The following is a 13540-nucleotide window of genomic DNA, read 5'->3' as shown; positions in this document are numbered from 1 at the left end:
GGCGGATGTATGTCCTCAGACGCTTCGTTGTCGCGATACCGACGCTTCTTGCGGTCAGTATCCTTGCGTTCTGGTTCGTCGACATGATCCCCGGCGATCCTGCCGCCAAGCTTGCAGGGAACATGGCCACGAACGAGGAAGTCGCGGCCATCCGCAGCCACCTTGGCCTCGATCAGTCGCCGATCGCGCGTTACGGCCTTTTCCTGAAAGGCGTCGTCGATCCGGAAATCGCGGTTTCCTACCGCACCAGCCGGCCGGTCGTGCAGGAGATCGGCGAACGTCTGCCAAAGACGCTGATCGTTGCCGTGGGCGGCCTGCTGCTGGGGATCCTGTTCGGCGTCGTGACGGGCGTGATCTGTGCGTTGCGTCAGGGCGGCTGGTTCGATGCCATCGTGACGATCGTGACGCTTGCCGGGATTTCGATGCCGATCTACTGGCTGGGCCTGCTGTGCATCTGGCTTTTCGCGGTCGAGCTGCGCTGGCTTCCGGCGGCGGGGGCGGCGACGCCCTGGCATTTCGTCCTGCCGGTGATCGTGGTGGCGACACGCCCGGCCGCGCTGTTCAGCCGTCTCGTGACCGCCAACCTGCTGGAGGTCATGGGCAAGGACTACCTCGACACCGCGCGGTCGAAAGGCCTGAGCGAGACCCGCGTGATCGTCCGCCATGCGCTGCGCAATTCGCTGGTCGCCGCCGTCAGCGTCGCCGGCGTGCAGTTCGGCGGCATGCTGGGCGGCTCCGTCGTGACCGAGACGGTCTTCGGCATTCCCGGCCTTGGCCGGCTACTGGTCGAGGCGGTCGGCAGCTCCGACTATCCGGTGATCCAGTATTGCGTGCTGATGTTCGCCGCCGTCTTCATTGTCATCAACCTTGCCACCGACCTGATCGGCCAATGGCTCGATCCGCGCACCCGCGAAAAGTCGGCAGCCACGGGATACGGACGCATATGACCCTTCCGATGTCCAACGAGTTTTCCGGCACGCGCATCGCGGCCAGCGCCCCTGCCACGCGCCGCAAGCCGCATTTCCGGGTCCTGCGGCGGCTGGTGTCGTCGCCCAAGGGGGCCATCGGCCTTGGCATTGTCGCCGTCATGATCTTCATCGCGCTGTTCGGGCCGTTCATCGCGCCGCTCGATCCCTACAAGCAGGATTTCATGGCGACGCTGAAAGGGCCGTCGGCCGCCCACTGGTTTGGCACGGACCAATTGGGCCGCGATGTCTTCAGCCGGATCCTGCAAGGGGCGCATTCGTCGCTGGGGATCGGGATCGGGGGTGTGGCGGTCGCGTTCCTGTTCGGGGTGCCGCTTGGCCTTGCGGCGGCATGGTTCCGCGGCTGGTTCGATCAACTGGTGATGCGCGCCGTCGACATCATGCTGAGCTTTCCCGATATTGTCTTCGCACTGGCTCTGGTGGCCCTGCTGGGGCCGAGCACAATGAACGTGATCATCGCCGTCGGCACGGTGTCGATCCCGGTCTTCATCCGCACCGCCCGGGCCGTCGCGCTGAGCACGCTGGCCGAGCCGTTCGTCGAGGGCAGCGTCGCCCTGGGGTGTTCGCCGTTGCGGGTGATGGCGCGGCATGTGCTGCCCAACATGGCGGGCATCCTTGTCACGCTGTCGAGCCTGCTGTTCGCCTCGACGCTGCTGACCGCTTCGGGGCTGAGCTTCCTTGGCCTCGGCACGCAGCCGCCCGAACCGGAATGGGGCACGATGCTGGGCGAGAGCCGGTCCTACATCCGAAGCCACCCCTACATGGCAACGTTCCCGGGGCTGTTCCTTGCCATTGCGGCGCTTGGCTTCAACCTGCTGGGGGAGGAGCTGCGGAATATCTACGACCCCACCGCCGCAAAGACGCGTCGGGCGCATTGGTTCGGCGGGCTTGCCAAAGCCGCGCGGCGCAAGCCCGTGGCGGCGCCGACTGCCATCCCCGACATGCCGGAGGATGTGCTGGTCGCCGGCCGTGATCTGGAAGTGTCCTATCTGACCGCGTCCGGGGCACTGCCCGCGGTGCGGGGCGTCAACTTCACCCTGCGGCGGGGCCGGATGCTGGCGGTCGTCGGGGAATCCGGCTCGGGCAAGAGCACGCTTCTGCGCGCGGTCGGCACCATCCTGCCGCGCGGTCAGGCGCTGATCAGCGACGGCACCCTTGCCATCGGCGGCGAAGACGTCAGCGCGATGACGCCCGAGCGCCTGCAACAACTGCGCCGCAAGCATATCGGTGTGGTGTTTCAGGATGCGTCCAGCGCGCTCAATCCGGTGATGACCGTGGGCGCGCAATTGATCGAGGCGATCCTGTCAGGCAATCCGATGCCGAAGGCGCAGGCGCGCAGCCGGGCGGCGGAGCTGCTGGCCGCCGTGCAGATCGCCGACCCGCAGGAACGTCTTGACCAGTATCCGCATCAGTTCTCGGGCGGCATGAAGCAGCGGATCGTCATCGCCATCGCGCTGGCGCAGAATCCGGACATCCTGCTGGCGGATGAACCGACCTCGGCGCTCGATGTGACGATCCAGCAGCAGATTCTGGTCCTGCTGCGCCGGATGCAGCAGGAAAGCCGGATGGCGATGATGCTGGTGACCCACGATCTGGGGCTGGTGTCGCGCTATGCCGACGACGTGGCGGTGATCTACGGTGGCCGCATCGTCGAGACCGGCACCGTCGAGGAGGTTTTCCGCAACCCCTCGCATCCCTATACCCGCGCCCTGCGCGCGGCGGCGCCGCGGCTTCATGCGGCCGGCGAGGGCAAGCGCCTGTCCGCCATCACCGGCGATCCGCCGATGCTGGGTCAGTTTCCGCCGGGATGCAGTTTCGCGCCCCGTTGCGGCCGGACGCATGGCCGCCCGCTGTGCCAGACGCAGACGCCCGAGCCGCGCCCCGTCGGCGGCAAGCTGGTCGCCTGCCATTTCGCGGAGGAGGTCTGACATGCCCTTCGACGTCACCGGATCGGACACGATCCTGAGCATCCGCAACCTCTCGGTCCGGTTCCCCCTGTCGCGCCCGCTGTTCAGCAAGGGGCCGACCCGCCATGTGCTGGCCGTCGATGACATCAGTTTCGACGTTCCGCGCGGATCCTGTTTCGGCATCGTGGGGGAATCCGGGTCGGGCAAAAGCACGCTCGCCCGCGCGATCACGGGTCTTGTGCAGGTTTCATCGGGCGAGGTCCTGCTGGACGGACAGCCGATCCAGTCCCTGCCGCCGCGGGAAAAGCGCCGGTTGCGGCGCCGGATGCAGATGGTGCTGCAAGATCCGCGCGCCTCGCTCGACCCGCGCCAGACGGTTTACGACGTCCTGCGCGAGGCGCTGATCGTCCATGACATCGACCGCACCCGCGAGGGTCAGCGGATGCGGATCGAAAAGGTGATCCGTCAGGTCGGCCTGAACATCGCGCATCTGGATCGCTATTCGAATGAGCTGTCGGGCGGCCAGCGACAGCGTGTCGCCATCGCCCGCGCGATCATCTGCGAACCCGAGATCGTCGTTCTGGACGAACCTGTCAGCGCGCTCGATGTTTCGGTTCAGGCGCAGATCATCAACCTGCTGGTCGATCTGCAGGAAACACTGGGGCTGACCTATCTGTTCATCACCCATGATCTGGCACTGGTCAGCCGTTTCGCCGATGCGACGGGGGTGATGTATCTGGGGCGGTTCATCGAACATGGGCCGACCCGGCGGATCTGCGACGCGCCCGCCCATCCTTATACCGACAGCCTGCTGTCGGTCGTGGCGGAGGGCGATCCCGAAGAGGCCCGTGCGAAACCCGTCTGCCTGCTCGACGGGCAGGTGCCAAGCCCGCTTGCCCTGCCGACGGGCTGCGCCTTCCATACGCGCTGCCCCCATGCCCGCGCCCTGGCGCGGACGATGGACCCACATGGGGTGGTGGTCGAGGGCGGCCACCGCCTTCCCCGCCTCTGTGTCGAGATGCGCCCCCAGCCGGGCCCAACGGGCGGCGTGCACGCCACGCCCGAAAACTGCCTTTGCCACTATCCTCTCCGCCCGCAGGCGGTGGAGCGGTTCGAAACACAAACGCCGGTCATGGGCCGGTGAGGGAGACCGAGATGACGGAACCGAAACGCATGATGAAGATCGGCATCAACATGGTGCAGAATGGGGCGCACAATTCGGGGTGGCGCCACCCGGACGCCGATCCCGATATCGCGAATGATTTCGAAGGCTATGCCCGCATCATCAAGATGGCCGAGGATGCCAAGATCCATTTCATGTTTCTGGCGGATGGCGCCGCCGTGCGCATCCCGCATCGCGATGCCGAGGAACTGAGCTATCACGGCCATATCGACAGGTTCGAGCCGCTGACGCTGCTGTCCGCACTGGCCGCGGTCACATCGAAGATCGGCCTGATCTGCACCGCCTCCACGACCTATAACGAACCCTACACGCTGGCGCGGAAATACGCCTCGCTCGATCATATCAGCCACGGGCGTGCGGGCTGGAACCTCGTGACCGGATGGAGCGAGGATGAGGCGCAGAACTTCAATCGCGACACGCTGATGGAACATGCGCAGCGCTATGAACGGGCGAATGAATTCGTCGATGTGGTCACCGGATTGTGGGACAGCTTCGACGATGACGCCTTCATCGCCGACAAGGAGACGGGCCAGTATTTCCGCCCCGAAGGCATGCATGTGCTGAACCACAAGGGGGAATTCTACAAGGTGCGCGGCCCGCTGAACCTGCGCCGCTCGCCGCAGGGGCATCCGGTGATCGCGCAGGCGGGCAGCTCGGGTCCGGGGCGCGAACTTGGCGCGCGCGTCGCGGACATCATCTATACCGGCCAGAAGGATCTGAAGCTCGCGCAGGAATTCTATGCGGATATGAAGGCGCGGGTGGCCGCCGCCGGGCGCGATCCGGCAAAGGTTCTGGTCATGCCCGGCATGATGCCGGTCATCGGCGCGACCGAGGCCGAGGCCGAGGCCCGGATGGCCGAGCTGAAATCCCTTGTGCATCCGCAGGTCGGGATGCAGCTCATTTCCAAGACCTTCGGCGACCTCAGCCATCTGGACCCGGACGATCTGGTGCCGCTGCCTTTGCCGGAATCGAACGGGGTGAAGAGCGCGCGTGACCAATGGGAACGCCGCCTGCGGGAAACGCCGATGACGGTGCGGCAGGTCTATGAGGAGATCTCCATCTCCTCCGGGCATTGCGTGGTCAGCGGAACCGTCGAAACGATCGCCGATCACATGCAGACATGGTTCGAGAACGGCGCCTGCGACGGATGGAACCTGATGGAGCCCTATTTCCCCGGCGGGGCCGAGGATTTCATCACCAAGCTCATCCCGGAGCTGAAGCGGCGCGGACTGTTCCACACAGAATATGAGGGGAAGACGTTGCGGGAAAGCCTCGGGCTCGACCCGGTGCCGAACAAGAAGACGCAACCGGGCGTGGCTGCTTCGCAAAGCGAGGATCGGATAGCCATTTCGCATTGAGGCAAAACCCCCGGTGATCCGCGTCGGGGCAGGAAATGCGTTCCGGAACGACAGGTTCCGGGCGGCGGGTGAGGCTTGCCCCGTTTCCCGGAAACTCCGGGCCGGCACGGAAGACAGATGAAAATCACGACGAAATCGACAAGGGACGCAAAATGAATGCCTCTGCTCAAATCGAAAGATCGGATGTGATTTCGACGGATGATGTCATTCTGGCGATCGAGGGTCTGAACGTTTCCCTGCCGGCGGGAATGGACCGTGACCATGCCGTCCGCGATATCAGCGTGGAGCTGCGCCGTGGCGAGATCCTTTGCGTGATCGGTGAATCCGGGTCCGGCAAGTCGGTGATGTCGAATGCGGTTATGGGGCTTTTGCCGCCGCAACTGAAACCCGTTGCGGGCCGGATCGTCTTTGACGGCCGCGATTTGCTGACCGAGCCGCCCGAGGCGCTGCGCGATCTGCGGGGCAGGGCGATTTCCATGATCTTTCAGGACCCGCTGTCCGCACTCAATCCGCTGATGACGGTGGGCGATCAGATCGCCGGGGTGATGCGCGCGCATGGTGTCGGAACGGCGCAGACGCGGCGGGCGCGGGCGCTGGAACTGGTGAGGGAGGTCGGGCTGCCCGATCCGGAACTGATGCTGCTGCAATATCCCTTCCGGCTGTCCGGCGGGCAGCGGCAGCGGGTGATGATCGCCATGGCGCTTGCGCTGGAGCCGCAGATCCTGATCGCCGATGAACCGACGACGGCGCTTGATGTCACGACGCAGGCGCAGATCCTCGAACTGATCCGGGATATTCAGCGCCGCAAGGGGATGAGCGTGATGTTCGTCACCCACGATTTCGGCGTGGTTTCGGAAATCGCCGACCGCGTTCTGGTGATGGAAAAGGGGCATCTGGTCGAAGCGGGCACCGTGCAAAAGGTCCTGACGCGGCCCGAACACCCCTATACGCAGCGGCTTGTCGCCGCTGTGCCGCGGATGCGGGGCGACACGCGCGAGGGGATGCAGGGCACGCCCGTGGTCCTGAAGGTCGAGAACCTGCGCAAGGTCTACCGTTCCGGCGGCGGATTTCTGTCAAAGGAACGCCGGGTCGTCGCGGTCGATGACGTCAGCTTTGAGCTGCGCAAGGGGCGGACGCTGGGGGTCGTGGGGGAAAGCGGCTCGGGCAAATCGTCGCTCGGCAAGCTGCTGATGAAGCTGATCGACTGCGACGGCGGCCGGATCATCCTGAATGGCGCGGATGTCGCGGCGATGCCCGAGGCCGCGTTCCGCCCCTACCGCAAGACCATCCAGATGGTGTTTCAGGATCCGTTCGCCTCGCTCAACCCGCGCCACACCATCGGGCGCATCCTGACGGCGGGGCCGGTGACCTATGGCGAAACGCCCGGCGTCGCCCGCGCGGCCGCACGGCGTTACCTCGACATGGTTGGCCTGTCCGCTTCGGCCTTCGACCGCTATCCGCATGAATTTTCCGGCGGTCAGCGTCAGCGGATCGGGATTGCGCGCGCGTTGATGTTCGATCCGCAGGTCATCGTCGCGGATGAGGCGATCTCCGCCCTCGATGTGTCGATTCAGGCGCAGATCCTGAAGCTTTTCGCGGATGTTCAGGCGGAAACAAAGGTCGGGCTGGTCTTCATCACCCATGACCTGCGGGTCGCGAGCCAGATCTGCGACGAGGTGCTGGTCATGCACAAGGGACGGGTCGTCGAATCCGGCCCGCCCGCGCAGATCTTCCTGTCGCCGGGCGACGACTACACCCGCCGCCTTGTTGCGGCGATCCCGGGGGCCGAGATCACCCTGTCTCACGACGGGAGCCCGCAGCCATGATCCCCGTTCGCAATGAACACAGGAGCCGATGACATGGAAACCGGCCGCTACATCCTCAGGCGACTGATCTATGCCGCGATCATGATGCTTTGCACTTCGGCGGTGATCTTCTTCCTGATCAATTCTCTGGGCAATCCGGTCGAGCTGATGCTGGCCGAAACGCCGGGTGTGTCACAGGAAACCGTCGATCTGATCTCGGCCCAGTATGGTTTGGACAAGCCATTGATCCAGCGATATTTCATCTGGATTGGAGATCTGCTGCGGCTCGATTTCGGGACGAGCATCACCTACAACCTGCCGGTCGGCGGCATGATCTGGTCCTGGGGTCTGCACAGCATGCAGATCCAGATCCCGGCGATCATCCTGTCGGTCGCGGTCGCGATCTGCGCCGGAACATGGGCCGCCCGGAGGCAGCATTCGCGGCAGGATTTCACCGTCATGGGAACGGTTCTGCTGGGTCAGTCCATGCCGGCCTTCTTTCTGGGGATCATCCTGATCTACATCTTTTCCTTCGTGCTGGGATGGTTTCCGAGCTACGGCGCGATCTCGACCCGGCGGCTTCTGTGGGGCAGCGCCCTGTTCGACGGGCTGTGGCACATGGTCCTGCCGGTCGCGATGATTTCCATGTTCAACATCGCCACGCTGACCCTGCTGGTGCGGACGAACATGATCGATACCCTGCGGCAGGATTTCATCCGCACGGCGCGGGCCTCGGGCCTGAAAGAGGGCGAGATCATCCGCCGTCACGCCCTGCGCATGGTGATGCTGCCGGTGATCACCTATGTCGGCCTGCTGCTGGGACTGATGCTGGGCACCTCGCCGGTGACCGAGACGGTCTTCACATGGCCCGGCCTCGGGGCGCTGTACGTGATGGCGATCCAGCAGCTCGACTATCCGCTGATCATGGGGATCAGCATCGTCATCGCGGTGATGCTGATCCTGATGACCACCCTGACCGACATTCTCTACGCGCTGATCGATCCGCGCGTCCGGCTTGAGTGAGGAATTGCCATGACGAGCATGAACGACAGCATCGATCCTGTAGCCCGTCCCGCGCGCTTCGGCTTGTTCGGCCGTTGCCTGCGGACGAGCATGACGGGGCGGGTCGGCTTCGGGCTGGTGATGTTCGTGGTGATCGTGGCGATCTTCGGACCGCTGCTGACGCCCTATGCGCCCAAGGACCAGTCGGCGATGTATGCGGTCGGCGCGAATGCGCGGCCGTCGGCCGACCACTGGCTCGGCACGGACCGGCTGGGCTATGACATCCTGACCCAGCTGCTGTATGGCGCGCGGACGGCGCTTGTCGTGGGGCTGGGGGCGGTGCTGATCTCGGGCTGCGCGGGCATCCTGATCGGCGGCATCGCGGGCTATCGCGGCGGCTGGACCGACGAGGTGCTGATGCGCTTTGCCGAGTTTTTCCTTGTCGTGCCGATCTTCATCATCATCCTTGCGGTCGTGCGGGTGCTGTCCAAGGCGGTGACCGGCACGGCCTTTGAAACCATGCCCTATTTCAACCTGACGGTCATCATCCTGATGATCGGCCTGTTTGGATGGGCGCCGATCGCGCGGATGACGCGGGGTGAATTCCTGCGGATCAAGACCTTGGAATTCGTTCAGGCGGCACGGTGTGGCGGGCAAAGCGGCCGGCAGATCGTCCTGTCCGAAATCCTGCCCAATGCCTTTCCCTCGATCGTCGTGCTGATCGCGCTGGAAATCGGCGGCGCGATCCTGGCCGAGGCGATGATCTCTTTCCTCGGCTTCGGCGATCCGAACGCGGTGAGCTGGGGGCAGATGCTCTACTTCAATTACCAGTCGCTCAAGATCTGGCCGATGGCCTCTCTGGCGCCGGGATTCATGATCTTCATCACCGTGCTGGGGTTCAACCTGCTGGCGGACGGCCTGTCCGACGCCGCCAACCCGCGCGCGCGACGCCGCTGAACCGAAAACAGATCGCCGGCAGGAACCGGCGGCACCTTCAACATTGCAACAAACAGGGAAACAAGATGTCGAACAATCAACCGACGCGCCGGGAGTTCCTGCAAAGGGTCGGGATCGGTGCCGCCGCCATGACCGTGCCGACCGTGATCTGGAGCCCGGCCCACGCCGCGGAGCCGCATTTCAAGATCTATCTGACGATCTTCAACAACCAGCAGACCCGGATGATCTGGACCGACCTGATCGGCAAGAACATCGCCGAACTGGGTGTCGAGGTGGTGACGAGCTACGTCCCCCCGTCAGAAGTCATCAGCCGCCGCGCGAATGAAACCGGCGCCACCTATACCGAAGGCGGCTTCGACATGTATTCGGAGCGGATCTACTACAGCACCATGATGCCGCTGCCCGATGTGCTGTTTTCCAAAGCGGCCTTCCCGCCCTTCGGCAAGAACTTCTACCGGGTCGAGGATGATATTCTGGAACAGGCGATGGAGACCTATTCCAGTTCGCCCGATCCGCAGAAGCGGGCCGAAGCCCTGAAGACCTTTGAACACCGCTGGTATGATATTCAGCCCCTGCACATGGTCTTCTATCCGGAGGACGTGATCGCGATCAATCCCGACCTCGAAGGCTTCGACGCGACGACCTACAATCCGGTCTTCTTCCCGCGCCCGGAAAACTGGACGATCACCAGCGCCACGGGGCCGGATGTTTCGGCCGCATTCGCCTGCTGGCAGCCGCCGACGACGCTCGTGCCCATGTATTCCTCAGGCTACAATGAATCGAACATCTTCGGCCCAGTCTACAATTCCCTGATGGAATACGACAGCTGGGAGACCAAGAAGGCGGTGCCCGCGCTGGCGGAAAGCGTGACCGCATCCGAAGATGGTCTGGTCTGGACGATCAAGCTGCGCGAAGGCGTCAAATGGCACAGCGGCGAGGAATTCACCGCCGATGACGTGATCTACACCTGGGACACGATCCTCGATCCGGCCTATGCCTCGGTGCAGAACAGCCCGCTGGTCTCGACCTTCGGTTCCAAGGAGGCCTATGAAAAGGTCTCGCCCTACGAAATCAAAGTGACCTTGCCGAAATACTCGATCCTGTTCGAGGGGCTCGTGCTGACCTCGATCAGCATCATGCCCAAACATGCCTATGCGTCCATCGGCCCCGAGGAGTTCCGCAAGCACACGATCTCGACTTGGACGAGCGGTTTCACGGTCACCACCTCGGACGGCAGGACCTATGAGGCGAAGGGCGCCGTGGGAACCGGCCCGTGGATCCCGGCCGGGTTCGACGCGATGCGCAAAGCCTATCGCATGGTGAAGAACCCGGATTACTGGAAAGAGACGACGGGGAATGTGACGGAATTCTTCGTCGTCAACATTCAGGGGGCGGATGCCGTCCTGTCGGCGCTCAAGGCTGGCGAGATCGACGCCCATGATCCGATGTATGACATCGGCACGCTGGTCAGCACCATCGAGGAGGACTGGGGCAAGGTTCTGACATTCGACAGCTACAAGTGGCAGCAGACCTGTCTGAACCTCAAACATCCGGTCTTCGGCACCGGGGTGGACACGCCGCTTGGCAAACAGGATCCGTCGCGGGCGGCGGAAGCGGCCGTCTATGTGCGGCAGGCCATCAGCCATGCGATCCCGCGCGAACAGATCATCAAGAACCTCATCGCCGGTTATGGGAAGCCCGGCACCGTTCCGATGCCGGTGACTGCCGAGGAATATGATCACGACTATCTCAAGCCCATTCCCTACGATCTCGACCTGGCGAAATCGCTGATGGAAAAGGCCGGCTACAAATACGCCTGACCTCCGGCACCGGGATACGGGCTGACCCGTTCCCGGATGCATGGCCTGCATCCGGGAACCCTCTTTCAACTATCGCGGACCTCGTCGTCCGTTCCGGAAAGGAAAATGACATGACCATGACTCGCCAGATCAAACTCGGCCTGTCCTGTCGCTATCTTGGCTACCACATTGCCGCCTGGCGGCATCCGGATGTGCCGGCGGATGGGGCGCTCAGCCTGCAACACTTCCTCAAGGTCGCGAAACAGGCCGAAGCCGAGAAGATCGACATGATCTTCTTTGCCGACAGCGTGGGGGTGCGCGAAGACGACCTGCCGCCGGGTTCCGCTGCGCGCAGCATGAAGAATGCGGAACTGGAGCCCACCACGCTGCTGTCCGCCATCGCCGCCTGCACGCAGAACATCGGGCTCGTCGCTACCGCCTCGACCAGCTACAATGACCCGTTCCATATCGCGCGGCGCTATGCCTCGCTCGATCATATCTCGGGTGGCCGCGCGGGCTGGAACGTCGTCACCTCATGGTCCGAGCAGGAGGCCTGGAATTTCGGCCGTGACCAGCATTTCGACTATGACACGCGCTATGCGATGGCGGATGAATTCGTCGATGTCGTGGCCGGCCTGTGGGATAGCTGGGAGCCCGATGCCTTCCTGCGCGACAAGGAAAGCGGCCTGTTCTACGATGAGGCCAAGTTGCATATCCTCAATCACTCGGGGCGCTTCTACAAGGTTCGGGGGCCGCTGAACTCGGCCCGCACGCCGCAGGGGCGGCCGATCATCGTGCAGGCCGGCGCATCGGAGCCGGGCCGCGACATTGGCGCGCGGGCGGCGGATGTGATCTATTCCTCGGCCTATTCGATCGAGAAGGCACAGGCCTATTATGCCGACATGAAAGCCCGCGCCGCCGCCTATGGCCGCGATCCGGCCGAGCTTCTGATCATGCCGGGCGTGACCTTCTACGTGGATGAAACGATGGAAAAGGCGAAGGCCAAGCAGGACCTGCTGCAACAGTTGATCGATCCGGTCGTCGGCCTGTCGATCCTGTATCACCATTTCGGCGATCTGCGCGACTACGATATCGATGGCCCGGTTCCCGAACCGAAGAATGCCAAGGTCAAGTCGCTGGCCGACAACCTTTACCAGATGGCGCAGGAAAAGAACCTCTCGATCCGGGATGTCTATCTGGCCGCGGCCGCCGGAAATTCCGGCTGGACGATTGCCGGGACGCCGGAAAGCATCGTGGACGAATTGCAGAAATGGGCCGAGAACGGCGCCGCCGACGGGTTCAACATCTGCCCCGCGACCCTGCCCAACGGCATGGAGGACGTCGCCGAATTCATCTTGCCGGAACTTCGCGCGCGCGGAATGTTCCGTACGGAATACGAAGGACCGACCCTGCGCGAAAATCTTGGGCTGCCCTTGCCGAAGTTCGGCGATATCGCCGCGCGCCACACCTGCAAGGCCGCGGCTGAGTAATTCTTTGCGGGGCAGGTCGACGGCCCGGAAGTTCTCCGGTTCGTCTGTCGATCGCCGCCTGTCATCGTGGAAGGGCCCGGATGCGGGGCCTGTCCGCATTTGCTCGGGTCTATGGGTGGGTACCCTCGCCCCGAGTTTTGGCCGTCCGCAGGTGCGCACCTGCCGGGCGGTCACGCCGAGGTCAGGGCTGATCTGCAAGATCCCGTTCCGTTTCAAGTCCTGAACGCAGTTCGATTCCTTTTGCAACACCCGGCCTGTTCCGTCCCGTAAACCGCTCCTGATTTGCCGGAACCTGCTTCAGGGAGGTTCAACCAGCCTGAATACAGTTGCCGGCAAATCAGGAGCGGTTCAAAGGCATCTGGTGGATCGGGTTTAAGATGAAACAGATCAGGCTCTGAGGTTCAGACCTCGCCGATGTATTCGTAGGGCGTGAGGCCGCCGAGTGTCTTGAGCCAAGGGGCGAAGTTGTAGGCTGCACAGAAGTCGGCGAGGTGCTGTGGAGCTGGTCGTGGCTGTCGTAGTGGAAGTGCTTGACCGTAACGTAGCCTGCGCCGCGACCCGCCCGTTATCGTTGCAAAGTCGAGGGCAAGCTGGCGCCGCTCCCGTATCGGATTCTAGATTAGGACTGCGGGATGAAGCTGTTTGTCGGGCTGGATGTGTCGCTGGAGAAGACCGCGATCTGCGTGATCAGTGAGCATGGACCCATGCTCCGCGCGCGCTTGGCGCTGCGGCGTGAGTTGGCGGGTCTTGAGCGGCATGTTCGCCAACTCACCCATGAGGATCCGGCCTGTTTGCGCCTCATGTCGATGTCCGGTGCGGTCGTTGCGCTGACCTATCGATCCGTTGTCGATGATCCTGATCGGTTCACATCGTCGAAGAAAGTCGAGTCGAGGGCCTGTCTGACGCCCTCTCGCAACCAGTCGGGCGAGCGCGACATCCCGGGCCCTCGAGATCCCCACGGGACGCGGTTCCAGTGATGCCGTGCTCATGACTGATGCCGATCTTGCCGAGCACGCCAATGAGATGGGCACACCGGAATGCCATTGAATCAGC

General features: G+C 63.5%; 9 protein-coding genes and 2 pseudogenes. 10 read left to right on the top strand and 1 reads right to left on the bottom strand.

Translation table 11 applies throughout. The features are described from left to right. Positions 1–5: 5 nt before the first annotated feature. From D2T30_RS07015 to D2T30_RS06975, 9 genes are all read left to right on the top strand, one after another. Positions 6–947, top strand: a complete 942-nt coding sequence (locus tag D2T30_RS07015) for an ABC transporter permease (protein WP_128208289.1) — start codon at positions 6–8, stop codon at positions 945–947. Beyond that, positions 944–2914, top strand: a complete 1971-nt coding sequence (locus tag D2T30_RS07010; RefSeq protein WP_164884239.1) for a dipeptide/oligopeptide/nickel ABC transporter permease/ATP-binding protein — start codon at positions 944–946, stop codon at positions 2912–2914. The genes D2T30_RS07015 and D2T30_RS07010 overlap by 4 nt, the downstream gene beginning before the upstream one ends. Before the next feature lies 1 nt (position 2915). After that, positions 2916–4037 (top strand): oligopeptide/dipeptide ABC transporter ATP-binding protein, encoded by a 1122-nt coding sequence (locus D2T30_RS07005; protein WP_164884238.1) that lies wholly within the window; start codon positions 2916–2918, stop codon positions 4035–4037. An 11-nt stretch (positions 4038–4048) separates the two neighbouring features. Then, on the top strand, positions 4049–5434 hold the full coding sequence (locus D2T30_RS07000; protein ID WP_164884237.1) for an LLM class flavin-dependent oxidoreductase: 1386 nt from the start codon (positions 4049–4051) through the stop codon (positions 5432–5434). A 152-nt stretch (positions 5435–5586) separates the two neighbouring features. Next, the gene (locus D2T30_RS06995; RefSeq protein ID WP_128208286.1) at positions 5587–7260 is read left to right on the top strand and encodes an ABC transporter ATP-binding protein; all 1674 of its coding nucleotides are present in this window, start codon (positions 5587–5589) and stop codon (positions 7258–7260) included. Positions 7261–7293: 33 nt separating this feature from the next. Further along, positions 7294–8262: an ABC transporter permease gene (locus D2T30_RS06990; RefSeq protein ID WP_164884236.1), complete on the top strand. Its 969-nt coding sequence runs from the start codon at positions 7294–7296 to the stop codon at positions 8260–8262. Between the two features lie 9 nt (positions 8263–8271). Next, positions 8272–9198 (top strand): ABC transporter permease, encoded by a 927-nt coding sequence (locus D2T30_RS06985; RefSeq protein WP_128208284.1) that lies wholly within the window; start codon positions 8272–8274, stop codon positions 9196–9198. A 65-nt stretch (positions 9199–9263) separates the two neighbouring features. After that, a complete protein-coding gene (locus D2T30_RS06980) occupies positions 9264–11018 on the top strand; it encodes an ABC transporter substrate-binding protein (protein WP_128208283.1) in 1755 nt (584 codons plus the stop codon). A gap of 110 nt (positions 11019–11128) precedes the next feature. Continuing rightward, positions 11129–12487, top strand: coding sequence for an LLM class flavin-dependent oxidoreductase (locus tag D2T30_RS06975; RefSeq protein ID WP_128208282.1), 1359 nt, complete (start codon positions 11129–11131; stop codon positions 12485–12487). A 404-nt stretch (positions 12488–12891) separates the two neighbouring features. Here D2T30_RS06975 and D2T30_RS06970 read toward each other — a convergent pair. Continuing rightward, positions 12892–13028 (bottom strand): annotated as a pseudogene (locus tag D2T30_RS06970) (IS481 family transposase); the annotation flags it as partial. Between the two features lie 160 nt (positions 13029–13188). On the opposite strand from D2T30_RS06970, the pseudogene D2T30_RS06965 reads away from it, so the two are divergent. Continuing rightward, a pseudogene (locus D2T30_RS06965) lies at positions 13189–13431 on the top strand (transposase); the annotation flags it as partial. Positions 13432–13540 lie beyond the last annotated feature (109 nt).

The organism is Paenirhodobacter populi, assembly GCF_004022215.1.
Classification (GTDB): Bacteria; Pseudomonadota; Alphaproteobacteria; order Rhodobacterales; family Rhodobacteraceae; genus Rhodobacter; species Rhodobacter populi.
This window is presented reverse-complemented; position numbering and strand designations above follow the sequence as displayed.

Bases quoted from the DNA above. Each gene is read 5' to 3' on its own strand.
- D2T30_RS07015 (WP_128208289.1), top strand. From the start codon at position 6: ATGTATGTCCTCAGACGCTTCGTTGTCGCGATACCGACGCTTCTTGCG.
- D2T30_RS07010 (WP_164884239.1), top strand. From the start codon at position 944: ATGACCCTTCCGATGTCCAACGAGTTTTCCGGCACGCGCATCGCGGCC.
- D2T30_RS07005 (WP_164884238.1), top strand. From the start codon at position 2,916: ATGCCCTTCGACGTCACCGGATCGGACACGATCCTGAGCATCCGCAAC.
- D2T30_RS07000 (WP_164884237.1), top strand. From the start codon at position 4,049: ATGACGGAACCGAAACGCATGATGAAGATCGGCATCAACATGGTGCAG.
- D2T30_RS06995 (WP_128208286.1), top strand. From the start codon at position 5,587: ATGAATGCCTCTGCTCAAATCGAAAGATCGGATGTGATTTCGACGGAT.
- D2T30_RS06990 (WP_164884236.1), top strand. From the start codon at position 7,294: ATGGAAACCGGCCGCTACATCCTCAGGCGACTGATCTATGCCGCGATC.
- D2T30_RS06985 (WP_128208284.1), top strand. From the start codon at position 8,272: ATGACGAGCATGAACGACAGCATCGATCCTGTAGCCCGTCCCGCGCGC.
- D2T30_RS06980 (WP_128208283.1), top strand. From the start codon at position 9,264: ATGTCGAACAATCAACCGACGCGCCGGGAGTTCCTGCAAAGGGTCGGG.
- D2T30_RS06975 (WP_128208282.1), top strand. From the start codon at position 11,129: ATGACCATGACTCGCCAGATCAAACTCGGCCTGTCCTGTCGCTATCTT.